This window comes from Rhodoferax bucti (genome assembly GCF_005876985.1).
In the GTDB taxonomy this organism is placed as follows: Bacteria; Pseudomonadota; Gammaproteobacteria; order Burkholderiales; family Burkholderiaceae_C; genus Allorhodoferax; species Allorhodoferax bucti.
Window position 1 is genome coordinate 126,252 of sequence record NZ_VAHD01000001.1, and the last position, 21,710, is coordinate 147,961.

Below are 21,710 nucleotides of genomic sequence, written 5' to 3' on the forward strand. Positions count from 1 at the left end.
GGTACTTCAATCACGCCCCGCGCGGTCCCAGAACTGGGCTGCACGCATCAGCCGGTCCAGGTCGCGCTTGACTTTGAGGGCGCCCTCGGCCGTGAGGTTCGGGGGGAAGCGCATCATCCAGTTACCCAGCGGGTCCACCAAATACAACTGATCCGGTAGTTGGCGCCCCGGCTCTGCTTGCAACCACTCGGCGAGGCCTGCCGCAGGAACCCTTAGCACGGTGGCGTCCTTGAGGGCGGGGGCGAGTTCAGCGGGTACCGGGGCCTCATCGGTGATGAGCCAGACCCAATCCAGCCGGTCTTTTTCTTTGCCCAGGCCCTCCCGCAGTTGCCGCTGCAAATACAGGTTTTGCTTGCAAAGTGCATCGCACGCGGCGCCCGCAACGCTCACAAACAGCCACTGCCCTTTGAGCGTTTGCAAATTAACCGGCGCGCCTTGCAAGTCCATGGCAGCCAGAGCTGGCAAGGGGCGCTGCGGGGTGATCAGTTCACCGAAGTTGCGGCGCCCGTCCGGACGGACCACGTAGTAAGTGAAATAAGAGGCGATCACCGGCGCGGCGCACACCAGCATCACAGCCAACATGCGCCAACGGCCCGCGCGGGTGCGCACCACCTCGGTCTGCAGCGCCCCGGAGGGTTCGGGGAGGCTGTGTACCGTCAGGCCTAGCGGACGGTCGTCATGAATCGGAGCACCAGACATGAAAGGGTCAATCCTTGGAAATAACAAAAAGAGGACGCAACTGAAACCAGGCGAACAGCCCGGCCATCAAAGCCGCCAATGCGAACCACTGAAACGCGTAGCCATAGTGTTTCTCCACCCCGAGGTTGACCACCGGCCATTCGCGCAGCAAACCCTCTGACGCGGCACCGGTTTGCACCACCACAAAGGTCTCCTCCAATGGCAAGCTGGTTTCGAGGCGGAACTGCGCAAGGTCGAGATTTTGCCGGATAGGCCCGCCGGCGGGCGCCCCGGGCTCATAAAGCTTGGAAGGTGGCAAGGCGATTCGCCCGGTCAGTTCCACCGGTCCGCTAGGTGTTTGCACGGCGGGCAGGGTTTCGCGGGCTTCAAAATTGCGGGGTATCCAGCCGCGCTGCACCATCAACACAGCCCCGCCCGCCTCTAGGCGCAGCGGGGAAAAGACAAAAAAACCGACCTTGGCATGCATCTGCCGGTTGTCGAGGTACACGGTGCGATCGGGTACCCACACTCCGCGCAAACGCACACTTTGGTGTAGCAAGTCCTGCGGATTGGGCGCCTGCACCAGCGCTTGGGTATCCAAGGCCGGTTTGGACTCACTTGCCGCGATCGATGCCCCCAACGCTTCCTTCTGGCTCGCGCGGCGCAGTTGCCAAAACCCCAGCGATACAGACAGCGACACCCCCAGCACGGCGGCAAAAGCCACCAAGATCCAACGCATCCGCGGGTTCACGTGATAATTCCTGTCATGACCTATTTAGTGATTCTGGCCTTCGCCACGATTTTGGGCAGCCTCGCCGCTGCGCTGTACTTCATGCTCAAGGGCGGCGCCACCCAGGGCAACAAGTCCCGCAATATGGCACGTGCGCTAGGTATGCGGGTGGGAATTTCAGTCTTGCTATTTCTTTGCCTCATGCTTGCCTGGAAATTGGGTTACATCCACCCCACCGGCATCGCAGCAGGCCGCTAAAACCAGCGAATCCCCCCAGCAAAAAGGGCACCCCATGGTGCCCTTTTTTTGTGTGCGAGAGACTTAAAACCAATACACCAAGATGTAAAGACCCAACCACACCACGTCCACAAAGTGCCAGTACCACGCTGCACCTTCAAAACCGAAGTGACGGTCAGCCGTGAAGTGGCCTTTTTGCAAGCGCAAGGTAATGAACAGCAGCATCAGCATACCCACAAAGACGTGGAAGCCGTGGAAGCCGGTCAACATGAAGAATGTGGAGCCAAACACGCCAGACGCCAAGGTCAAGTTCAGGTCGTGGTAAGCCTCGTAATACTCATAACCCTGCAAGCAGAGGAACAACACGCCCAGCAATACTGTGGCCCACATAAAGCCGATGGTTTTGCTGCGGTTGCCGTCGATGAGTGCATGGTGGGCAATCGTCAGCGTCACACCGGAGGACAGCAACAGTGCGGTGTTGATGGTCGGGATAGGCCAGGGCCCCATGGTGGAGAAAGACTCCACAATGCCGGCGGGCGATGCGGTTGCACCGGCTGCCAAGCTTGGCCACACCGCTTTGAAGCCGGGCCAGAGCAAGGAGTTATCCAAGCTACCCAACGCAGGCACAGAGTGCGAGCGGGCCCACCACAGTGCCGTGAAAAACGCACCAAAGAACATCACCTCAGAAAAGATGAACCAGCTCATGCTCCAGCGATAAGAGATATCGATTTTGCGGCCGTATTGCCCGCCTTCACTCTCCACCACCGCATCACGGAACCACTGGTAGAGCACAAAAAGCCACCACACCATGCCCAGCATCAGGGAGTACTTTCCCCAGGCTGCGCCGTTGATCCACTGACCAGCGCCCAGGATCACGAAGAACAAACCAGCGGCAGCCATCACCGGATGACGCGAGGGTCCGGGCACAAAGTAATAAGGCGTTCCGCCGTGTGTTGTTGAACTCATTTCAGCTCCATTTCTTCTCTAATCCACATTCATTGCGGGGTGCGGCGTCTCACGACCCCACGACCCACTTCACCAATCCGATCAGGCCGCCTACCAATAGCAACGCAGCGATCAACCCAACCAAAACCACGTGCACCGGGTTTACTTTGCTCAAGTCTTCGCGGTAACCGGAGCTACTGCGAATCCCCAAAAAAGACCACGCCACCAACTTCATGCTGCGCAGAAAGGATGAGCGCTTGGACGACTCCGGCGACATCAAGAACCCGAACTCTCGACCTTGATACCCGCCACCGGAGCGGGGGGCGTTTTACCACCCACTTCAAAAAACGTATACGACAAGGTGATGGTCGTCACGTCTTTGGACAGCTTGGGGTCAATCACAAACACCACGGGCCACGACTTTTTCTCGCCGGGTTCCAAGGTGTATTGGTTAAAACAGAAACATTCCAACTTGTTGAAATACGCTGAGGCCTGCATCGGGGCGTAACTCGGAATCGCTTGGGCCGCCATACGCCGGTCCTGCACGTTCTGAAACTCATAGACCACCGTCGTCAGCTCTCCGGGATGCACTGTCACCGACCGCTGCGCTGGCTTGAATTGCCAAGGGCCGCGGGAGTTGGCATCGAATTCGACGGTGATGGTGCGAGACAGGTCGACTTGCGTATTCTCAGCCGCCGATTTCTTGCCAGAGATCAACTGGTCGCCCAGTGCCAACACGTTGATGCCCGTCATTTCACAAATGGATTTGTACAGAGGCACCAAGGCATAGCCGAAGGCAAACATGCCGACCGTGACCACGGCGAGCTTGCGCAACATTCGGCTATTGGCACGGAGACTGGCCATGCTTACTTTCCGAGAAAAATCATCTTGGCCATGAACCCGATAAAAAAGACTGCCGCAATTGACGCCAAGATCAGAGCCAACCGGGTATTAGCCTTTTTTTGCTCAGCAGTAGCCATCAGCCGATCACCTTGGTAGCCGTCACGTCCAGCTTGGGCGGATTTTCAAAGGTGTGAAATGGTGCGGGAGATGGAACTTCCCACTCCAAGCCCTCTGCAGCTTCCCAAGGCTTTTGCGGCGCTTTTTCGCCCTTGCCCAACATGGCAGGCAGCACTACGCCGAAGAAGAAATACACCTGAGCCAAACCGAAGGCAAATGCACCGACAGTAGCCACCGCATTGAAGTCCGCGAACTGCATGGGGTAGTCGGCATAGCGACGTGGCATACCCGCCAAGCCCAAGAAGTGCATGGGGAAGAAAGTCACGTTGAATGCAATCAAGGACCACCAGAAGTGCAGACGGCCCTTCCACTCAGGAATCATCACACCGGTCCACTTGGGAGCCCAGTAGTAGAAGCCTGCGAACATCGCGTACAGGGAGCCAGCTACCAGCACGTAGTGGAAGTGAGCCACCACGTAGTAGGTGTCTTGCAACTGGATGTCGATAGGTGCCATGGCCAGAATCAGCCCGGTAAAACCACCCATGGTGAACACGAAGATGAAGCCCACTGCAAACAGCATGGGAGTCTCAAAAGTCATAGAGCCCTGCCACATGGTGGCGATCCAGTTGAAGATCTTCACCGCAGTAGGCACCGCAATCAACATGGTTGCGTACATGAAAAACAACTGGCCGGTCACAGGCATTCCGGTCGTGAACATGTGGTGCGCCCACACAATGAACGACAGAATGGCGATGGAGGATGTTGCATACACCATGGAGGCGTAGCCGAATAGCTTCTTGCGGGCAAACGCGGGAACGATTTGGCTGATGATGCCGAACGCCGGCAAGATCATGATGTACACCTCAGGATGACCGAAGAACCAGAAAATGTGCTGGTACATCACCGGGTCACCGCCGCCGGCGGGATTGAAGAAGCTGGTACCGAAATGGCGGTCGGTCAGCGTCATGGTGATCGCGCCGGCCAACACAGGCATCACAGCGATCAACAAGTAAGCGGTAATCAACCATGTCCAGCAGAACATGGGCATCTTCATCAGCGTCATGCCGGGAGCGCGCATGTTCAAAATGGTCACGATGATGTTGATCGAGCCCATGATGGACGACGCACCCAGGATGTGCATGGCAAAAATGCCGGCGTCCATGGAGGGGCCCATTTGCAACGTCAAAGGTGCGTACAAGGTCCAACCCGCAGCAGGAGCACCACCGGGCATGAAGAACGAGGACACCAGCATAAGGGCCGCAGGAATCATCAACCAGAAGCTGAAGTTGTTCATGCGGGCAAACGCCATGTCAGACGCACCGATTTGCAGCGGAATCATCCAGTTCGCAAACCCCACAAAGCCCGGCATGATCGCGCCAAACACCATGATCAAACCGTGCATGGTGGTCAGGGAGTTGAACAACTCGGGATTGACCAGTTGCAAGCCTGGCTGAAACAGTTCTGCCCGGATCAACAAGGCCAAGATGCCGCCAATGATCAGCATGGTGAAGCTGAACAGCAGATACAAAGTACCAATGTCTTTATGGTTCGTGGCAAACACCCAACGCTGCCAGCCTGTGGGTGCGTGGTGGTGATCGTCGTGGGCGTGATCGTGGTGGTCGAGTACGGCGCTCATAGTGAGGTCCTTCTTAATTTTCTTTGTTCTGCTGGGGGAACATTACTTGCGCAATGCCAACACGTCTGCGGGCTGCACCAACTGGCCGGTTTTGTTAGACCAATTGTTTTTGGTGTAGCTGATCACTGCAGCGATGTCCGTATCGCTCAACGACTTCCATGACGGCATGGTGCCGTTGTTTTGGCCGTTCAACAGCACCGCGATTTGCTTGCTCTTGTCGGCATCCAGAACCACGGCCGCACCGTCCAAAGGCTTGATAGGGCCCGCACCCTTGCCGTTGGCTTGGTGGCAGGCTGCACAGTTTTGGGCATACACCTTCTCGCCACGCTTGGTAATTTCGTCCAAGGTCCAAACCTTGGTTGGGTCATCCGCTTTGGCGGCCAGTTTCTTCTGCTCTGCGGCCACCCAAGCGGAATAGTCTTCGGCAGACAACACCTTCACATGGATGGGCATGTAGGCGTGCTCTTTGCCACACAACTCTGCGCATTGGCCGTAGTAATCGCCCACCTTTTCTGCACGGAACCAGGTATCGCGCACAAAACCGGGGATGGCATCCTGCTTGATACCGAATGCTGGCACCATGAATGCGTGAATCACGTCGTTCGCGGTGGTGATGATGCGGACTTTCTTGTCCACGGGCACGACCAACGGGTTGTCCACTTTCAGCAAATAGTTGTCGATGGACTCACCTTTCTTGGGGCCGCCGGCATCCGACAAGGTGCGCTGTTCGCTGTCGAGGGTAGACACAAAGCCAATGCCTTCGCCCTCACCCTTGAGGTAGTCATAACCCCACTTCCACTGCATGCCGGTAGCCTTGATGGTCAGATCGGCGTTGGTGGTGTCTTTCATGGCGACCACCACCTTGGTGGCGGGCAACGCCATCAAAATCACGATCACGAAGGGCACTATGGTCCAGATGATTTCCACCGTCACCGACTCGTGGAAGGTCGCAGGCTTGTGGCCCACCGACTTGCGGTGCTTCCAGATGGAGTAGAACATGACGGCAAACACCGCCACAAAAATGACCGAACACACAATCAGCATGAACCAGTGCAACCACTGCTGCTCTTGCGCAATCTTGGTGACTGCGGGTGCCAGGTTCAGCTGATTGACTGCCGGGCCTCCCGGCAAATCGTTCACCGCATGCGCTTGCGTCAACAGGGAAGTGCCGGCAAAAGCACTAGCCGCCCACAGCAAAGACGCCAGTTTTTTCGTTGTGTTCTTCATCTCGTTCACTTTTAGATGCCCCAAAATAATCCAACGCACCGGTCCTGCGTGCCGCATTCACGCGGCGCGCAAAGCCGACCGTATTTCTCTGGCCAGTTGCGGACGCAACGCTGGCTGAATATACCGCCCGACCTGAATGGTCTTCCCCCGCTCGGACAGCTCAATCAACGACGAGTCATCTGCGCGGGGCTCCACACGGACCCAATTCCGATGAAATTCCGTACGCTCCAGCCTACCAGCACATTCCAGCTCTACGACTAGTTGATTTCCCGAAAGAGAAATATGTTCTCCATCGGTCGCTTGCCGCGCAACCACCATAAAGGCAACTCCCAGCGCCACCAACTCCAGCGATGCAAAGGGAATCACCAGCGTGGCGCCCTGAAACCAGAAAAGAAGCCCGATTCCGATGGATACCGCACTCAAAGACGCAAACGCCCACATCAACTGCAAAGGCGTAACCGAACAATTACGCTTCAGCAACCAATCAACGTGCTGCCCTTGTACTGTCGCAAAGCGAAAAACCAAATTCGTCATGCGTGTCACCCGATGTTGACCTGTCGCGCGCGGACACAATCAAAACTGGAGGCGTGAAAGCCCCTACTTCTTTTCGTAGCATTGTATGACAGTACGCGCCTTGATCGATCTCAGGGTTTTGCGTATCCGCACCTCGATACTCAGGTTCCGCCGCTGCCCGTTCCGCGCTGGAGTACCTGCCGCATGGCATCCAGCGACACCCGGGTTTCCGCTTGCACTTTGAGCCGTGGCTTGGGCTTGAAAGCATGCCCGTAGACCACCTCAAACGTCAAGGTAAGGCGACCGTCTTCTTGCGACGCCAGGCTCTGAATGAGTGCATCTTCGAGGCGCTGTTTCCAGGCACGGCTGCGCAAACCCGCAAAGCGCGCCACATGCAAATTGCGCCCCAGCACACGCAGTTCGGCCAAAAGGCGGTCAGGCGAGGAGTAGCTCAGCGTAATCCGCTCCATGTCCATCACGGGCTCCGCAAACCCGGCGTGCACCAGCATGTCGCCCCAATCGTGCATATCGGTGAACTGGTGATGCGGCTGGGGCCAACCCGCGGCCTCGTACACCCCACGCAGCTCCCGCAACGTATCCGGCCCCAAGCACGAGAACATGGCGAACCCGTCCACGGCCAAGGCTTCATGCCACTGCGTGATCAAGGCCTGCGGATCGGCAGCCATGTGCAAGGCCATATTGGCCCACAGCATCTGCACCGGCTCAGCGGGCAAAGCAAACTGGGGCGCCCCCCCCACCCAGCGCTCGGGCGACCACCAGGCCGGCATAAGTGCCTGGCGGCTTTGCTCAAGCCGCGCCGGAGTCGCCTCCCACACATGGGCGCGGGCCTGCGGATAGCGCCGGGCCACCAGGGCATGCCCCTCCAGACCTCCGCGCGAGGGCTCCCAGTCCAGCCAAGTGGCGGGCTTTTGCACGATCCACTGCAAGCGATCTTCCATCCTGCGCGCCACTTCCTCGTGCAACCAGGGAGAAGCCCCACCAGGAGCATGAGTGGCCCAACGGGCAGCGGCAACAGGGTCAATCGTGGGGGGCTTGTGGGAGGTCATGGGCCAAATAGAGAAAGCTGCGCGCAGTATATTGGCCGGATGTTCACGGCACTGCTCCAGGGTTTACAGCGCACACTCCCCGGCATTTGCGCGGTATGCCACGCCTGGCCGGCGAGTGCCTTGTGCGAGGCCTGTGCCATGGACTTCGGACAACCGCGCCACCGCTGCCCGACCTGCGCCTTGCCGCTCCCGGGGACGCTGGCCCAATGTCGCGCATGCAGACAAGCCCCACCCGCCTGGGACCATGCCTTGGCCGCCGTGGACTACGCCTACCCGTGGGACCGCTTGATTGCGGGCTTCAAATTCCGCGAAAACCCGGCCTGGGCCCGGCACTTTGCAGAACTGATGCGCGCCACGCCGTGGGTAGAGCCCGCCCTGGAGGAGGCCGACTGGGTCATCCCCATGCCGCTGTCCAACGCGCGGCTGAAAAGCCGGGGCTTCAACCAATCCGGCTTGCTGACGCAGCACCTGAGCCCCGGCAAAACGCGCACCGACCTGCTGCTGCGCATTCACGACACCCCGGCCCAAAGCACATTGCCTAAACATGAACGCCTGCGCAACGTGGCCCAGGCGTTCGCCGTCGAACCCCTGCAGCACCGCGTGCTAGCAGGCAAAAAGCTGGTGCTGGTGGACGATGTGATGACCAGCGGAGCCTCCATGACAGCTGCCGCCACCGCGCTACGCACGGCTGGCGCGGTACACATTACCGCCCTGGTGCTGGCCCGTACCCCGGAACACTGAACCTACTCAGGGGACAATGGCGGCATGTTTCATATTGTCCTCGTAGAGCCCGAAATTCCGCCGAACACCGGCAACGTCATCCGCCTGGCGGCCAATACTGGCTGCCGGCTGCACCTGGTCGAGCCGCTGGGTTTCTCCATGGATGACAAACACATGCGCCGCGCCGGCCTCGATTACCACGAGTACGCCGAGCTCAAGCGCCATGCGGACTGGCAGACCTTTCTTGCCGGCGAGCAACCGCCTCTGGACCGGATGTTCACCCTGACTACCCGGGGCACACGCAGCCCGTATGCGGCGGCGTTTCAGCCAGGAGATTGGCTGGTGTTTGGCTCGGAAACCAAGGGCATTTCCGACCTGGTGCGGCAGTCGTTTTCACCCGAACGCAGCCTGCGCCTGCCCATGCGGCCCGACCAGCGCAGCCTGAACCTCTCCAACGCGGTGGCGGTCACGGTGTTTGAAGCCTGGCGCCAGAACGGCTTTCAGACCTGATGTTTCGCGACTGAAAAGGCCTCAAGCATATTGGCGCACCAGCGACTCCGCCACGCACACCGGCTTGGCCGAGCCCTCGCGCTCTATCGTGATTTCCCACGTCTGCTGCAAGCCCTCTTTGTCAATGTCGTGCACCTCCAGCAGCTTGAAGTGGGCACGCAACCGGCTGTTCACCAGGACCGGCGCGATAAAACGCACCTTGTTCAGGCCGTAATTCACCCCCATGCGCACCCCGTCCACCCGCAGGCTGGACTCCATGAACTGCGGAATCAACGACAGCGTGAGAAACCCATGGGCAATCGGTGCGCCGAATGGCCCTTGCGCCGCACGCACCGGGTCCACATGAATCCACTGGTGGTCGCCGGTGGCTTGGGCGAACAAATCAATCTGGGCCTGGGTGATGGTCAGCCAGTCGCTCACCGCGACGGTAGTGCCCACCAAGGTGCGCAGGTCCGCCAATGAAGAAAGTATTTTCATGCGGCCACTCTAGCTACGACGTGGCCCGTGGCTTGTAGCCGGCGTGACAGGGCTAGGCGTCCAACCACTGGCACAGAGGCTGCCACTGCTGCAAATCGCGCTCCACCTTGCCGGGCGCCACATCAAACACCGTGAGCCCCCGGGCAATCAGCTGGATGTAGTTTTGCGTGTCACGCACAAAACCCAGCACCGGAATATTCAGCCCCGCCACAAAGTGCTGCAGCTGCTCAGAGGCCAGCGTGCGCTCATCCACCCGCATGCCCACGATGCCCACCTTGAATTTGCCGGCCCGAGAGCTGGCCGCCAGCTCATCCAGAAAAGGCTTGGTGGCAAAAATATCAAACACGCTGGGCTGCAGGGGCACCACCACGTGGGTGGCAATCTTTAGGATGTCCTTCAAGCGCCGGCCGTGCAGTCCAGCCGGTGTGTCCAGCACCACATGGCTGGTGCCTTTAGGTGGTTTGGCCACCCCATCATCCGCCACCTCCCAACCAGCAATCGGCTTGGCTGCCGGCGGACGCAAACTCAGCCACAGCCGGGAGGACTGCTGGCGGTCCGCATCGCCCAGCATGACAGTGTGGCCTTGGGAGGCGAAATAACCGGCAATCTGGGTAGACAAGGTGGACTTCCCGACCCCGCCTTTGGGGTTCGCAACGACAACCACTGGCATAAGCAAACTCTCCATGTAGGTAACTGCGCTATGTTACGGGCATGGAACACGCTCCCGCCTGGCTCATCAACAGCCTCATCTATTTAAGTGCCGCCGTCATCGCCGTGCCGGTGTCCAAAGCCCTCGGGCTGGGCGCCATCATCGGCTACCTCGCCGCGGGGATTGCCATCGGCCCCTGGGGCGCCGGCCTGGTGACGAATGTGGAAGACATTCTTCACTTTGCCGAGTTCGGCGTGGTGCTGATGCTGTTTTTGGTCGGGCTGGAGCTGGAGCCCAAGCGCCTGTGGAGCCTGCGGCGATCGATTTTCGGCTGGGGCGCGCTGCAGGTGCTGGGCTGCACGGCCTTGCTCATGCTGGTGGCATTGGCCAGCGGTGCCTCGTGGCGGCTGAGCCTGGTGGGCGCGTTGGGCCTGGCGCTCTCCAGCACCGCGATTGCGCTGCAAGTGCTGGAGGAGCGCAACCTGATGCCTACCCAGAGCGGGCAGGCGTCATTTTCGATTCTGCTATTTCAGGATGTGGCTGCCATCCCCATCTTGGCACTGTTGCCGCTGCTGGGCGGGACTCCAGGCACCAATCCGGACCTAGCGCCCATGGAATATGCGCAAGCAGCTATCAAAATCATAGCGGTCATTGCCGGCATTGTGCTGGGGGGCCGCCTGCTGCTGCGCCCGTTGCTGCGCTGGATCGCCCGCTCGCGCACCCCCGAAATCTTTACTGCGGCCGCCTTGCTGTTGGTGGTGGGCATCTCCCGCCTGATGCTGCAAGTGGGCCTGAGCATGGCGCTGGGCGCCTTTTTGGCGGGCGTACTGCTGGCTGAGAGCGAATACCGGCGCGAGCTGGAGACCGACCTGGAGCCCTTCAAGGGCCTGCTGCTGGGGCTGTTTTTCATTGCCGTAGGCATGAGCATCGACTTTGGCGTGCTGCTGGACGCCCCGCTCACCATGGCGGCGGTGGTCGTGGGCTTTTTGCTGGTCAAGGCGGTGGTGATTTTTCTGCTGGCGCGGCACATCGGCCTGCCTTTCCAGGAGCGGCCGGTGTTCACCCTGCTGCTCGCACAGGGCGGGGAATTTGCGTTTGTGGTGTTTCAGGCGGCAGCGGGGGCCCATGTGTTTGCCGACGACAAGGCTTCGCTGCTCATTGGCGCGGTCGCCGTGTCCATGCTGCTGAGCCCGCTACTGTTGGTGGCGCTGGACCGCTGGCTGCTGCCCCGCTACGCCGCCAAAGCCAGCCCCACGATGGAGGTGCTCTCTGAGCAGCAGCATGCTCCCGTCATCCTGGCCGGTTTTGGCCGCTATGGGCAGATCATTGGCCGGGTGATGTTGGCCGAGGGCATTCCCGCCACCGTGCTCGACCATGATGCCGACATGGTAGAGGCCGCCCGCAACCTGGGCTACCGGGTGTTTTATGGCGACGCCACCCGGCTGGACCTGCTGCGCACCGCCGGCGCTGCCACTGCGCAGGTTCTGGTGATTGCGGTGGACGATGTGGCGCAGTGCCTGGCCATCGTGGACCTGGCCAAGGCGCACTTCCCGCAACTGCCCATCGTGGCCCGCGCCCGGGATGTGACCCACTGGAACCAGCTGCGTGAGCGCGGCGTCACGCTGGTAGAGCGTGAAATGTTCGAGTCCAGCCTGCTCAGCGCCCGCAGCGTGCTGGAGGTGCTGGGCCACTCGCCGGATGCGGCGCGCACCTCCACCCTGCGCTTCCGGCAGCACAACCTGGAGCTGTTCGAAAAAATGCGCCCGCTGTTCAAAGACCGCACCAAATTCATTGCCGCCATCAAGCAGGGCCGCCAGCAGCTGGAAGAGCAAATGGCCCAGGAACGCGCGGAAAGGGACAAGCAGCGCACCGGCGACTGAGCAGCAACACCCGTGCTAACCTTGCGGCCATGTTCAATCCATCGCAAGAAGACGTACGTCGATTTTTCTGCTCCGTTTACGCCAAAGCCCGCGAGGGACGTGCGCTGGAAGCTATCGAAACCATAGCATCGCAGTGGATGGACGAGCACCCCGAATACCACGCCGACTTTGCGGATGTGGACACCGCGCTCACCACCATGTACGAGGCCACCGAGGGGCGCACCAACCCCTTTTTGCACCTGAGCATGCACCTGTCCATCAGCGAGCAGTGCAGCATTGACCAGCCGCGCGGCATCCGCCAGGCGGTAGAGTTGCTGACGCACAAGCGCAACTCTTTGCACCAGGCGCACCACGAAGCCATGGAGTGCCTAGGCACCATGCTGTGGGAAAGCCAGCGCGCCGGGCGCCCGCCCGATGGCGATGCCTACATTGCCTGCGTACAGCGCCACGCCACCAAGGACTGAGCGTTTCACCAAAGTGTCACGGCACTTGTCACGGCTCTGCCATCAAGTCTGGGTAGCATGAATTTTCCGTTTCCTGGAGACTTCGTGTATGCAAGACTTTCTCAAACAACTCAAGATCCAGCGCTGGGATGACCACCGCTATTACCACCACAGCCGCATCAACCAGTCGCTGCACCTGATCAGTGCCATCAGCTTTCTGGTGGCCTATGCGCTGCTCTTCAAAGACCCGGCCTTGGCGGCTTTGGTCGCCTGGCTGGTCTCCATGATGACCCGCCAAGCCGGTCACTTCTTCTTTGAGCCTCTGGGCTACGACGAAGTCAACAAGGCCACCCACGAGTACAAAGAAGAGATCAAGGTCGGCTACAACCTCAAGCGCAAAGTGGTGCTCATGGCCATCTGGGCCGCAGCACCCGCTGCGCTGTGGATTGACCCCACCTTGTTCGGCTACTTTGAGCCGGCCACCGGTATCGAAGCCTTCATGCGCCACACCGGCGAGCTCTGGCTCATCGTGGGTGTGGGCGGCCTGGTGTTCCGCACCGTGCACCTGTTCTTCATCAAAGACGTGATGTCCGGCTTGGTGTGGATGACCAAAATCCTGACCGACCCTTTCCACGACATCAAGCTCTACTACAAGGCACCTTTGGCCCTGATGCGCGGCGAGTTGATCGAACCCCGCGGCAACATGGACCACGCACCGAGCTAACCGGTTCCTGCCTCCAGGAACCGGCCCCTCGGGGTCAGAACTTGGCGGCCCACATCTCCCACAGGATGCGGCGCTTGATCGCCTTGGCCGTCAGACCGGCATCCTGCCACCACCACCCGTCTTTCTGCATCGCCTGACCCGCCGCCACAAAACGGCGGGTTACTTCGTCAAAGTCCGCGTCGCTGAAGTTCAGGCTGAAGATCAAGCGCCCGGTTCCCACCCAGCTCAAGGCCAGCCCTTGCAAACGCAAATAGTGCTGAAACAACCAGTGATAGCAGCCCGGCTGTGTGTAGGTCACCGTCCAGATGGACGACAAGTTGGCCACCCGCGCTGGCAGGCCTGCGGCCTCCATGGCCTGGTTGAGCTGCGCTGCGCGGCGGTTCCACACGCCATCCAGGTCGGCATAGCGGGCCTGCACCTCGGGCGTGTCCAGCTTGCGCAAGAACGCATTCATGGCGCCCATGACATAGGGGTGCGAGTTGAAGGTGCCACGCGCAAAGCAAATATCCGCAGGCGCTTCGTCGCGGAAACGGCGCATCCACGCTTTCTTGCCACACAGCACGCCGATGGGCAGACCGCCGCCCAGGGTTTTGCCGTAGGTGACCATATCGGCACGCACGCCGAAATACGCTTGCGCGCCACCGGGCGCCAGGCGGAAGCCCACAAACACCTCGTCAAAAATCAGCGCAATGCCGCGCTCATCGCAAATCGTGCGCAGGGTTTTGAGCCACGCGGTATAGGCCGCGTTGTCAAAGCCGGCTTTGCGCGAGCCATCCAGCAAAGAGCCATCGCTAGGCGCCGGCATGTTGGGATGCAGGGCCTGCAAGGGGTTGATCAAGATGCAGGCAATGTCTTTGCGCTTGCGCAGCACGCGCAAAGCGCCCTCGCCCATTTCGGACAAGGTGAACGTGTCTTTGGCCGTCATCGGGTTGCCGATGCCGGGCTGCACATCGCCCCACCAGCCATGGTACGAACCGCAAAAACGCACCAGCTTCTTGCGGCCGGTGTGGTAGCGGGCCAGACGCACGGCTTGCATGACGGCTTCGGTGCCGGACATGTGGAAGGACATTTCATCCATGCCCGACACCTGGCACAAGCGCTGCACGTTGTCCACCATGACCGGGTGGTAGGCACCCAGCACCGGGCCGAGGTCACGCGCGATGGCGGCGCCTTCGTCAATGCACTCTTTGTAAAAGTCATTGCCCATCAGGTTCACGCCGTACGAGCCGGTCAGGTCGATGAACACATTGCCGTCCAGGTCGGTCACGGTCACACCAGAGGACGACTGCAAAAAGGAACCGATCTTCAAGCCCTGCTTGACCAAGGCCTTGAACTGATAGGGCACGCGGTAGGCACTGACGAACTGCATGTCCGACAAGCCGTCGATCACCGAAGCGCCCGCCTCCAGAGTTTTGGGGTAACGCTGTGCAATGCCTTGCACCAGCGCGGCAAAGGCCGCTTTGCGTTGCGCCACCACATCGACTGGCGCACCGTCTACGGCGAAGACCTGGTGTTCGTCGTAACTGTAGTTAGGCAACAGCGAGGCCAGCAAACGCGCATTACGCGGATGGCCTGCCAGCGAGCGGTGCTTGGCAAGCGACAGCTCGGCACGCGCCTTGAGTTTGCGCAAGGCCGCGACTGCGGCAGCCGTGCCCACGCCGGCCAGCAGCACGGTTTGGAGTTCTAGAGATTCATTCACCACATTCACCTTTCAATCCAACTTCACAACCTACACATCACCATGCAACTGCGTGCACAGATCCAAAAAATCCTCAACCAGGAAGACCTGAACTTCCTACTCACCAACCGCATTCCCCGCCAGGCGCTGACCCGCTTTTTGGGCTGGTTCAGCAAAATCGAGCAGCCACTGGTGCGGGATGCGTCCATCGGCATCTGGAAGTTCTTCAGCGACCTGGACCTGAGCGAAGCCAAAAAGCAGCGCTTTACCAGCATGCATGACTGCTTCACCCGCGAGCTCAAAGATGGCACACGCCCCGTTGCGCAAGACGTGGATGCCATGACCAGCCCGGTGGACGCCATCGTGGGCGCAAGCGGCCCCATTGAAGGCACCCGGGTGTTTCAAGCCAAAGGTTTTCCCTACACGCTGGAGGACCTGCTCGGCCCGGACGCCGATGTGAGCGAATGGCGCGACGGCAGCTTTGTGACCCTGCGGCTCACCTCCAGCATGTACCACCGCTTTCACGCGCCCTACGACTGCACGGTGGAAGAAGTGCGCTACTTCTCGGGCGACACCTGGAACGTCAACCCGATTGCCCTCAAGCGGGTAGAAAAACTCTTCTGCAAAAACGAGCGCGCTTACCTCGGCACCCGGCTGAACGGCGCCGGCCCGATGCAAGGCAAGCGGGTGGCGCTGGTGCCGGTAGCCGCGGTGTTGGTCGCCAGCATTCGGCTGCACTTTCTCGATGTGTTGTTTCACTTGAAATACAGCGGCCCCAAAACCATGGCCTGCAACGCAAACTTCGAGCGTGGGCAAGAGATGGGCTGGTTTCAGCATGGCTCCACCGTGATCGTGCTGGCGCCCAAGGGCTTCGCGTTGGACGCCGGACTAGACCAAGGGTCGCGCGTGCGAATGGGCCAGCCGCTCCTTCGTTGGCAAGGCTGACAAACCCGTCACCTGGCCGGTCGCAAACGGCCGGCCATGGCGCTCCAGCACCGAGCGCAAGGTGTGCACAAAGCTGTCGCACACGGCATCCCAGCTGCGGTTGGCCACCGCCTGCACCGCAGCCGTGCGGTACTGCGCCATGCGCTGCGGGTCTTGCGCCAGTTGCACAGCGGCGTTCACAAAGGACACGTCATCCCCGGTGGGCACCAGCACGCCGTTGTCGCCACTCTCAATCAGCTCCAGCGCAGCCGCACAGTCGTACGACACCACCGCCAAGCCACTGGCCATGGCCTCGGGAACCACGTTGCCGTACGTCTCGGTCATGCTGGGAAACAGAAACAAGTCTGCCGATGCATAGTGCGCCGCCAGGTCCGCGCCTTTTTGCACACCGGCAAAGCAGGCTTCGGGGCAGGCCTCGGTCAAGGCTTTGCGCAGCGGGCCATCGCCCACAAACACCAGCTTGACGGTAGGCACACGGGCCTTGATGGCGCGGAACGCCGCCACCACCAAGCCCACATTTTTCTCCTTGGCCAAGCGCCCCACCAACAGAATGACGGGCTCTTGGCCCTGCACACCCCATTGGCGACGTAGCTCATCGGAGCGGTGTTGCGGACCAAACTGCTCCAAGGCAACCCCACGCGACAGCAACGTCACGTTCTCGTAGCCGCGGGCGGTCAGGTCTTGCACCAGCGTGCGGGTAGGCACCATGGTGGCTTGGGTGCGGTTGTGCAGCTTGCGCAGGTAGGACTCGATCGGCGTCTTCAACAAGCCGATGCCATAGTGCTGCGAATAGCTCTGAAAATTGGTGTGAAACGAGCTGGTAATCGGCAGTTGCAGCTTGCGCGCCGCCGCCACGGCAGACCAACCCAAGGGGCCTTCGGTGACCACATGCACGATGTCCGGGCGGCGCTCGGCCCACAACTTCAGCAAACGGTTTTTAGAGGGCATGCCGAAACGCAGCTCGCCATATGCAGGCAGAGGCACGCCTTTGGACAGCACCTCGTCCAGCCCCTCGTGCTGCACCGCGTTTTGCTCGCGCGACTGGCGTGGCCGCACCACCTGCACCGCGTGGCCTTTTTTGAGCATGCCGTTGACGAGCCACCCCAGTGTCATGGCCACGCCATTCACCTCGGGGGGGAAGGTTTCAGTCACCACCGCAATCCGCAAGCTGGAGAGCTGCGGCGCGAAGGACTCGATGAGGAGGTCGTCGGAGGTTTTCACAACCCCGAGGCTAGGCACCCCACATAACAGCTTGATGATGCTTTTTTGACAGTTTGACGTCTAGCCAGCTGACCGACGCGTGAACCATTGCGCCCGGTAGGTGATGCAAATGAGCACCATGCCCAGCGTGACCAAAACGCCAAATCCGACAATCAGGGTATGCATTTGCAGCTGCAAGGCGGTAGCGCCGGCGTAGACCGCCAGCATCAGCAGCATGCCGGCGTTCTCATTGAAACCTTGCACCGCAATCGAGCGGCCGGCCGTCAGCAGCACATAGCCCCGGTGCTGCAGCAGCGCATTCATGGGCACCACAAAAAACCCGGCCATGGCGCCTACCAGCACCATCAGCAAGGCCGCCATAGGAATGGTGTCCACCAGCAACATGAGCGGGATTACCAGCCCCAGCAACAGGCCCATGGGCAACAAACGCACCGCATGGCTCAACACCACATAACGGCTGGCCAGCATGGCCCCCGCAATCACGCCGATCGCAGTCACCCCTTGCAGGTAGGCGGCTTTGTCGAGCGGCAAGCCCAAAGCCTCGTTCGCCCAACGCAACACCACCAACTGCAAGGTGGCGCCCACGCCCCATAGCAAGGTGGTCACCGCCATGGACATGCCCCCCACCGGGTCGCGCCACAGCACCACGTTCTCTTTCCAGAAGCGCACCACCAGCTCCCGGGGATGGATGGAGTGCGGGTCGTAGCGGGCGCCACTGTCGGGGATGGCAAAGCACGCTGCCATGGCCACGGAGTTAAGCAGCAGCAGGACCATCATGCCGGCGCCCAGCGCCGTGGCTGCGGCACCCGGCCACTGCCAGGCAGCAGGCCAGTGGAGCACCGGCATCAGCGGGCTGATCAAGAACCCGCCCAGTACCGTACCGAAGATGACGGCACACACGGTGGCACCTTCAAAGAAACCATTGGCCCGCACCAAATCGTCCGGCGGCAGCAACTCGGTGATCAAGCCGTATTTGGCGGGTGCGTAGAGGGCCGCGCCCCAGCCGGCCACCACAATCGTGAGCAAGGGATCGACCCCCGCCAACAAAAACAGCATGGCGGTCACTTTGAAGGCGTTGGACACCAGCATCACCCGGCCTTTGACAAAGGCATCCGCCAAGGGCCCGACCAAGGGAGCCAAGAGCACATAAAACAGGGTGAAGCCGATCTTGAGTACCGGGATGCACCAATCGGCCTCCTGCAACTCCATGACCCGGGCAATCGCCACAATCAAAAACGCGTTGTCGGCCAGGGTGGACACAAACTGCACAGCAAGAAGCACAAAAAACGCACGTGGCATCGATCGGGGAATAGGGTGCATAGCGGAGCCAAAGTGGAAGCTGCGCATACTGCCCACGCCATGTGAACGCACGGTGACACGCGCTGTGGCAACCCAGTGTCACAGATTTGCAGCACGAGGTGCCTAGCATCCGGCTGCTATCAAAAACAGAGGATGACAGCGTGCACCATCGACTCGCGAGACTTGCCGCCGGGGCCTTACTAGGTGCCGCTTACATCAGTGTGCCCGTCGCCCCACTCTTGGCCAGCGCCGTGTTTTGGCGCAAGAAATATGTGCTGAACTACCGCCACACCATACGGAAAACGCTGGGCCACATCCACGCCATGCAGCGCGGCCCGGCATTGCACTTCTTCAGGGATGTGGCAGGGCAAGTCCAGCAGGTGCCGGAGCATATTGAGGGTGAATGCGTGCAATGCGGCAACTGCTGCATGAACCACCAATGCATGTTTTTGGAGCCCACCGGGCAAGACCAGTTCCAGTGCGGCATTTACCACTCGCCGCTGCGCAAAGCGTCCAACTGCGGATCTTTCCCCTTGCACCGGCAAGATATTGAGCGTTACAGCTGCCCCAGCTATTTCGTTGCGCCTCAACCGCAACAAACCGTCATCCGGATTCACCCGGTGCGGGCCTGAGTGAAGGCCTGAAACAAAAAAGCCGCTCAGAGAGCGGCTTGGGCAGAAAGCAGATGGGGGCTTACTTGAAACGGCTTTGTGGAACCGTCTTCAACTCGGTAGGCAGGCTGCCCACGTAGTTGGACAATTCTTTCAGCTCCGCATTGCTGAACTGCTTGGCCACACCGCCCATGATGGCGTTGCCGCGGCCGATGTTGGCGTTGCCTTCTGTTTTGTAAGCCTTCAAAGCGACGTACAAGTAATCGCTGTGCTGGCCGGCGATCTTGGGGTAGGTGGGGTCGATAGGCTTGCTGAACGAATCACCGTGGCAGGAGGCGCAGTTGCCCTTGGTCAGCAACGCGTTGACCCTCTCAGAGCCGGGAGCCGCTTTTTCCAAGGCGGGGGAGCCTTCCACCGCACCGCTGGCTTCGTAGTAAGCGGCCAGATCGGCGATGTCTTGGTCTGTCAAAGACGCTGCGATGCCCTTCATGGACGCATGCTTGCGTTCACCTTTTTTGTAGGCATTCAAGGCAGAGGCAATGTACTTGCCGCTCTGGCCGGAAATCTTGGGAACCTTGTGAATTTCGGGGAAACTGGCCTGGTAACCCACGATGCCGTGGCAGCCGATACACATGGCATTCTTTTTGGCACCCGCCTGCACATCACCCTGAACGCCCTCGGCGTGGGCTGCAAAAACGGTCACGGAGGCGACAAGTGCGGCGGACAGCGACAAGAGGATTTTGTTCATTTTGCGAAGACAATCACAGAGTGATGACGTGGTGGTTTTACCAAACCATTATATCGACAAGGCCCTCCGTAGAACCCCTATGTTTGATCCCCATCAAGCGACAACGCCGACGCATTTGCTATGAAATTTACCGGTACCTCCAACTACGTTGCCACCCAGGACCTGATGCTGTCGGTGAACGCGGCCATTACCCTGCAGCGCCCGCTGCTGGTCAAGGGCGAGCCCGGCACCGGCAAAACCATGTTGGCCGAAGAAGTGGCGCAGGCGCTGGGCATGCCCCTGCTGCAATGGCATATCAAGTCCACCACCAAGGCCCAGCAAGGCCTCTACGAATACGACGCGGTGAGCCGCCTGCGCGACTCCCAGCTTTCGGATGTGGACGGTGGCGAGCGCGTCAAGGACATCAACAACTACATCGTCAAAGGCGTGCTCTGGCAGGCCTTTACCGCCGACCAGCCGGTGGCGCTGCTGATTGACGAAATCGACAAGGCGGACATCGAGTTCCCCAACGACCTGTTGCGCGAAATAGACCGCATGGAGTTTTACTGCTACGAGACGCGCCAGCTCATCAAGGCCAAGCACCGGCCGCTGGTGTTCATCACCTCCAACAACGAAAAAGAACTGCCCGACGCCTTTTTGCGCCGCTGCTTCTTCCACTACATCAAGTTCCCCGACGCTGCCACTATGCAAAGCATTGTGGATGTGCACTTCCCCGGCCTGAAGAAAGAGCTGGTGAGTGCAGCGATGAAAACCTTCTTTGAAGTGCGCGGCCTGCCCGGCCTCAAGAAAAAGCCGTCCACCAGCGAGCTGCTGGACTGGCTCAAACTACTGCTGGCCGAGGACATTCCCGCTGAGGCCCTGCAAAGCAAGGACGACAAGATAGCTGTGCCCCCGCTGGTGGGCGCCTTGCTCAAGAACGAGCAAGACGTCACCCTGTTTGAAAAACTGATGTTCATGCAACGCCACAACCGCTAAACACCATGAGTTCCCAACTATTGAAAGAAGGCCTGTCCGATGCCATCGGCTTCGTAGGCGGCGCACTCACCGGGTTCTGGATCGGGCGTCTGCTGGGCCTGGACCTGTTTGCACCAGGCTACGGCAATGCCAGCGTGGGCGCCATCGTGTTGGTGGGCTTGGGCGGCGGCATTGGGCTGCAACTGGCACGCAAATGGCGCAGCCGCCAAACCGACAACACCAAGGAATAAACATGGCATTTGTAGAGCCCGTGACCCTGAGCGCCCGTGGCGTCACCCTGCTGCCCTTGGCGCTGGAGCACGAAGCCGGCCTGCGCGCTGCGGCCGCCGATGGCGAGCTGTGGAACATCCGCGTGACCTCGGTACCCGAGCCCGAGCACACCCGCAAATACATTGAAGATGCGCTCGCCATGCGCGAGGCCGGCAACCGCTTTGCCTTTGTAGTCACCGAAACTGCCACCGGCCGGGTCTTGGGCAGCAGCAGCTACCACGACATCCTGCCCGCGGTGAAGCGGGTGGAAATTGGCTACACCTGGTACGGCAAAAGCAGCCAGCGCAGCCACGTCAACAGCACCTGCAAGCTTTTGCTGATGACGCATGCGTTTGAGACCCTGGGCTGCCATATAGTGGGCTGGCGCACCGACAACTTCAACTTTGCCAGCCAGGCCGCCATCGAGCGCCTGGGCGCCAAAAAAGACGGCGTGATCCGCGGCCACGCCCTGCGCCGCGACGGCACCATCCGCGACACCGTGATGTACAGCCTGCGCAGCGGCGAGTGGCCCGAGGTGAAAGCGCAGCTGCTGCATTCGCTGGACAAGCCGCGCACCTGAGGTGCCCC

Annotated in this window: 27 protein-coding genes; 11 read left to right on the forward strand and 16 right to left on the reverse strand. The window is 60.2% G+C overall.

The genetic code is table 11. From position 1 onward, the window contains the following. Positions 1–6 precede the first annotated feature (6 nt). Positions 7–699, reverse strand: coding sequence for a hypothetical protein (locus FDM28_RS00585; protein WP_138512016.1), 693 nt, complete (start codon positions 697–699; stop codon positions 7–9). Positions 700–706: 7 nt separating this feature from the next. Continuing rightward, positions 707–1,429 carry an SURF1 family protein gene (locus FDM28_RS00590; RefSeq protein WP_240791858.1) on the reverse strand — a complete coding sequence of 241 codons (723 nt, stop codon included), beginning with the start codon at positions 1,427–1,429 and terminating at the stop codon, positions 707–709. Positions 1,430–1,444: 15 nt separating this feature from the next. On the opposite strand from FDM28_RS00590, the gene FDM28_RS00595 reads away from it, so the two are divergent. Beyond that, complete coding sequence (locus tag FDM28_RS00595) at positions 1,445–1,666, forward strand: twin transmembrane helix small protein (protein WP_138512018.1); 222 nt, start codon at positions 1,445–1,447, stop codon at positions 1,664–1,666. A 63-nt stretch (positions 1,667–1,729) separates the two neighbouring features. Here FDM28_RS00595 and FDM28_RS00600 read toward each other — a convergent pair whose 3' ends face one another. The 8 genes from FDM28_RS00600 to FDM28_RS00630 form a co-directional block, all read right to left on the reverse strand. Next, positions 1,730–2,611, reverse strand: a complete 882-nt coding sequence (locus FDM28_RS00600) for a cytochrome c oxidase subunit 3 (RefSeq protein ID WP_138512020.1) — start codon at positions 2,609–2,611, stop codon at positions 1,730–1,732. 49 nt (positions 2,612–2,660) lie between these two features. Then, positions 2,661–2,867 (reverse strand): DUF2970 domain-containing protein, encoded by a 207-nt coding sequence (locus tag FDM28_RS00605; RefSeq protein WP_138512022.1) that lies wholly within the window; start codon positions 2,865–2,867, stop codon positions 2,661–2,663. After that, the gene (locus FDM28_RS00610) at positions 2,867–3,454 is read right to left on the reverse strand and encodes a cytochrome c oxidase assembly protein (protein ID WP_138512024.1); all 588 of its coding nucleotides are present in this window, start codon (positions 3,452–3,454) and stop codon (positions 2,867–2,869) included. The genes FDM28_RS00605 and FDM28_RS00610 overlap by 1 nt, the downstream gene beginning before the upstream one ends. Before the next feature lie 2 nt (positions 3,455–3,456). Beyond that, the gene (locus tag FDM28_RS17815) at positions 3,457–3,570 is read right to left on the reverse strand and encodes a cytochrome oxidase small assembly protein (RefSeq protein ID WP_240791859.1); all 114 of its coding nucleotides are present in this window, start codon (positions 3,568–3,570) and stop codon (positions 3,457–3,459) included. Further along, on the reverse strand, positions 3,570–5,186 hold the full coding sequence (ctaD, locus tag FDM28_RS00615) for a cytochrome c oxidase subunit I (protein WP_138512026.1): 1,617 nt from the start codon (positions 5,184–5,186) through the stop codon (positions 3,570–3,572). The genes FDM28_RS17815 and ctaD overlap by 1 nt, the downstream gene beginning before the upstream one ends. A gap of 42 nt (positions 5,187–5,228) precedes the next feature. Beyond that, positions 5,229–6,413 (reverse strand): cytochrome c oxidase subunit II, encoded by a 1,185-nt coding sequence (gene coxB, locus FDM28_RS00620; RefSeq protein WP_138512028.1) that lies wholly within the window; start codon positions 6,411–6,413, stop codon positions 5,229–5,231. A gap of 57 nt (positions 6,414–6,470) precedes the next feature. Further along, on the reverse strand, positions 6,471–6,947 hold the full coding sequence (locus tag FDM28_RS00625) for a DUF2244 domain-containing protein (protein WP_138512030.1): 477 nt from the start codon (positions 6,945–6,947) through the stop codon (positions 6,471–6,473). Positions 6,948–7,087: 140 nt separating this feature from the next. Beyond that, complete coding sequence (locus FDM28_RS00630; protein WP_138512032.1) at positions 7,088–7,993, reverse strand: methyltransferase domain-containing protein; 906 nt, start codon at positions 7,991–7,993, stop codon at positions 7,088–7,090. Positions 7,994–8,131: 138 nt separating this feature from the next. On the opposite strand from FDM28_RS00630, the gene FDM28_RS00635 reads away from it, so the two are divergent. Then, positions 8,132–8,734, forward strand: a complete 603-nt coding sequence (locus tag FDM28_RS00635) for a ComF family protein (protein WP_240791860.1) — start codon at positions 8,132–8,134, stop codon at positions 8,732–8,734. 24 nt (positions 8,735–8,758) lie between these two features. Continuing rightward, the gene (trmL, locus tag FDM28_RS00640; protein WP_138512036.1) at positions 8,759–9,223 is read left to right on the forward strand and encodes a tRNA (uridine(34)/cytosine(34)/5-carboxymethylaminomethyluridine(34)-2'-O)-methyltransferase TrmL; all 465 of its coding nucleotides are present in this window, start codon (positions 8,759–8,761) and stop codon (positions 9,221–9,223) included. A gap of 21 nt (positions 9,224–9,244) precedes the next feature. Here trmL and FDM28_RS00645 read toward each other — a convergent pair whose 3' ends face one another. Then, positions 9,245–9,700, reverse strand: a complete 456-nt coding sequence (locus FDM28_RS00645; protein ID WP_138512038.1) for a MaoC family dehydratase — start codon at positions 9,698–9,700, stop codon at positions 9,245–9,247. Between the two features lie 52 nt (positions 9,701–9,752). Further along, the gene (locus tag FDM28_RS00650) at positions 9,753–10,370 is read right to left on the reverse strand and encodes a ParA family protein (protein ID WP_138512040.1); all 618 of its coding nucleotides are present in this window, start codon (positions 10,368–10,370) and stop codon (positions 9,753–9,755) included. A gap of 41 nt (positions 10,371–10,411) precedes the next feature. On the opposite strand from FDM28_RS00650, the gene kefC reads away from it, so the two are divergent. From kefC to FDM28_RS00665, 3 genes are all read left to right on the forward strand, one after another. Beyond that, a complete protein-coding gene (gene kefC, locus FDM28_RS00655; RefSeq protein WP_138512042.1) occupies positions 10,412–12,229 on the forward strand; it encodes a glutathione-regulated potassium-efflux system protein KefC in 1,818 nt (605 codons plus the stop codon). Between the two features lie 29 nt (positions 12,230–12,258). Beyond that, positions 12,259–12,693, forward strand: a complete 435-nt coding sequence (locus FDM28_RS00660) for a DUF1841 family protein (protein ID WP_138512044.1) — start codon at positions 12,259–12,261, stop codon at positions 12,691–12,693. An 88-nt stretch (positions 12,694–12,781) separates the two neighbouring features. After that, a complete protein-coding gene (locus FDM28_RS00665) occupies positions 12,782–13,396 on the forward strand; it encodes a hypothetical protein (RefSeq protein WP_138512046.1) in 615 nt (204 codons plus the stop codon). A gap of 34 nt (positions 13,397–13,430) precedes the next feature. Here the strand turns inward: FDM28_RS00665 and FDM28_RS00670 are convergent, their stop codons facing one another. Then, entirely contained in the window at positions 13,431–15,095 is a 1,665-nt protein-coding gene (locus FDM28_RS00670; protein WP_138512048.1) for an aminotransferase class III-fold pyridoxal phosphate-dependent enzyme, read from the reverse strand. 42 nt (positions 15,096–15,137) lie between these two features. Between FDM28_RS00670 and asd the strand changes: the two genes are divergently transcribed. Further along, positions 15,138–16,019 carry an archaetidylserine decarboxylase gene (asd, locus tag FDM28_RS00675; protein WP_138512050.1) on the forward strand — a complete coding sequence of 294 codons (882 nt, stop codon included), beginning with the start codon at positions 15,138–15,140 and terminating at the stop codon, positions 16,017–16,019. On the opposite strand, the gene FDM28_RS00680 is transcribed toward asd, so the two are convergent. Then, positions 15,963–17,240 carry a glycosyltransferase family 4 protein gene (locus tag FDM28_RS00680; RefSeq protein ID WP_138512052.1) on the reverse strand — a complete coding sequence of 426 codons (1,278 nt, stop codon included), beginning with the start codon at positions 17,238–17,240 and terminating at the stop codon, positions 15,963–15,965. The genes asd and FDM28_RS00680 overlap by 57 nt on opposite strands. 60 nt (positions 17,241–17,300) lie before the next feature. Next, entirely contained in the window at positions 17,301–18,560 is a 1,260-nt protein-coding gene (lplT, locus tag FDM28_RS00685; protein WP_170211549.1) for a lysophospholipid transporter LplT, read from the reverse strand. 140 nt (positions 18,561–18,700) lie between these two features. Here lplT and FDM28_RS00690 point away from each other — a divergent pair, with 140 nt between their 5' ends. Then, a complete protein-coding gene (locus FDM28_RS00690; protein ID WP_138512055.1) occupies positions 18,701–19,171 on the forward strand; it encodes a hypothetical protein in 471 nt (156 codons plus the stop codon). Positions 19,172–19,232: 61 nt separating this feature from the next. On the opposite strand, the gene FDM28_RS00695 is transcribed toward FDM28_RS00690, so the two are convergent. Next, positions 19,233–19,898, reverse strand: coding sequence for a c-type cytochrome (locus FDM28_RS00695; protein ID WP_138512057.1), 666 nt, complete (start codon positions 19,896–19,898; stop codon positions 19,233–19,235). A gap of 120 nt (positions 19,899–20,018) precedes the next feature. On the opposite strand from FDM28_RS00695, the gene FDM28_RS00700 reads away from it, so the two are divergent. Genes FDM28_RS00700 through FDM28_RS00710 form a run of 3 tightly spaced genes read left to right on the forward strand, consistent with a single transcriptional unit; the run spans position 20,019 to position 21,702 of the window. Next, positions 20,019–20,873, forward strand: coding sequence for an AAA family ATPase (locus FDM28_RS00700; protein WP_138512059.1), 855 nt, complete (start codon positions 20,019–20,021; stop codon positions 20,871–20,873). A gap of 5 nt (positions 20,874–20,878) precedes the next feature. Then, positions 20,879–21,103 (forward strand): hypothetical protein, encoded by a 225-nt coding sequence (locus tag FDM28_RS00705; protein WP_138512061.1) that lies wholly within the window; start codon positions 20,879–20,881, stop codon positions 21,101–21,103. Positions 21,104–21,105: 2 nt separating this feature from the next. Further along, positions 21,106–21,702 carry a GNAT family N-acetyltransferase gene (locus tag FDM28_RS00710; protein WP_138512063.1) on the forward strand — a complete coding sequence of 199 codons (597 nt, stop codon included), beginning with the start codon at positions 21,106–21,108 and terminating at the stop codon, positions 21,700–21,702. Positions 21,703–21,710: the final 8 nt, after the last annotated feature.

Bases quoted from the DNA above. Each gene is read 5' to 3' on its own strand.
- FDM28_RS00650 (WP_138512040.1), bottom strand. From the start codon at position 10,370: ATGCCAGTGGTTGTCGTTGCGAACCCCAAAGGCGGGGTCGGGAAGTCC.
- FDM28_RS00635 (WP_240791860.1), top strand. From the start codon at position 8,132: ATGGACTTCGGACAACCGCGCCACCGCTGCCCGACCTGCGCCTTGCCG.
- FDM28_RS00610 (WP_138512024.1), bottom strand. From the start codon at position 3,454: ATGGCCAGTCTCCGTGCCAATAGCCGAATGTTGCGCAAGCTCGCCGTG.
- FDM28_RS00625 (WP_138512030.1), bottom strand. From the start codon at position 6,947: ATGACGAATTTGGTTTTTCGCTTTGCGACAGTACAAGGGCAGCACGTT.
- ctaD (WP_138512026.1), bottom strand. From the start codon at position 5,186: ATGAGCGCCGTACTCGACCACCACGATCACGCCCACGACGATCACCAC.
- asd (WP_138512050.1), top strand. From the start codon at position 15,138: ATGCAACTGCGTGCACAGATCCAAAAAATCCTCAACCAGGAAGACCTG.
- FDM28_RS00645 (WP_138512038.1), bottom strand. From the start codon at position 9,700: ATGAAAATACTTTCTTCATTGGCGGACCTGCGCACCTTGGTGGGCACT.
- FDM28_RS17815 (WP_240791859.1), bottom strand. From the start codon at position 3,570: ATGGCTACTGCTGAGCAAAAAAAGGCTAATACCCGGTTGGCTCTGATC.
- FDM28_RS00660 (WP_138512044.1), top strand. From the start codon at position 12,259: ATGTTCAATCCATCGCAAGAAGACGTACGTCGATTTTTCTGCTCCGTT.
- FDM28_RS00695 (WP_138512057.1), bottom strand. From the start codon at position 19,898: ATGAACAAAATCCTCTTGTCGCTGTCCGCCGCACTTGTCGCCTCCGTG.
- FDM28_RS00665 (WP_138512046.1), top strand. From the start codon at position 12,782: ATGCAAGACTTTCTCAAACAACTCAAGATCCAGCGCTGGGATGACCAC.
- coxB (WP_138512028.1), bottom strand. From the start codon at position 6,413: ATGAAGAACACAACGAAAAAACTGGCGTCTTTGCTGTGGGCGGCTAGT.
- lplT (WP_170211549.1), bottom strand. From the start codon at position 18,560: ATGCACCCTATTCCCCGATCGATGCCACGTGCGTTTTTTGTGCTTCTT.
- FDM28_RS00630 (WP_138512032.1), bottom strand. From the start codon at position 7,993: ATGACCTCCCACAAGCCCCCCACGATTGACCCTGTTGCCGCTGCCCGT.
- kefC (WP_138512042.1), top strand. From the start codon at position 10,412: ATGGAACACGCTCCCGCCTGGCTCATCAACAGCCTCATCTATTTAAGT.
- FDM28_RS00710 (WP_138512063.1), top strand. From the start codon at position 21,106: ATGGCATTTGTAGAGCCCGTGACCCTGAGCGCCCGTGGCGTCACCCTG.
- FDM28_RS00605 (WP_138512022.1), bottom strand. From the start codon at position 2,867: ATGTCGCCGGAGTCGTCCAAGCGCTCATCCTTTCTGCGCAGCATGAAG.
- FDM28_RS00585 (WP_138512016.1), bottom strand. From the start codon at position 699: ATGTCTGGTGCTCCGATTCATGACGACCGTCCGCTAGGCCTGACGGTA.
- FDM28_RS00595 (WP_138512018.1), top strand. From the start codon at position 1,445: ATGACCTATTTAGTGATTCTGGCCTTCGCCACGATTTTGGGCAGCCTC.
- FDM28_RS00700 (WP_138512059.1), top strand. From the start codon at position 20,019: ATGAAATTTACCGGTACCTCCAACTACGTTGCCACCCAGGACCTGATG.
- FDM28_RS00600 (WP_138512020.1), bottom strand. From the start codon at position 2,611: ATGAGTTCAACAACACACGGCGGAACGCCTTATTACTTTGTGCCCGGA.
- trmL (WP_138512036.1), top strand. From the start codon at position 8,759: ATGTTTCATATTGTCCTCGTAGAGCCCGAAATTCCGCCGAACACCGGC.
- FDM28_RS00705 (WP_138512061.1), top strand. From the start codon at position 20,879: ATGAGTTCCCAACTATTGAAAGAAGGCCTGTCCGATGCCATCGGCTTC.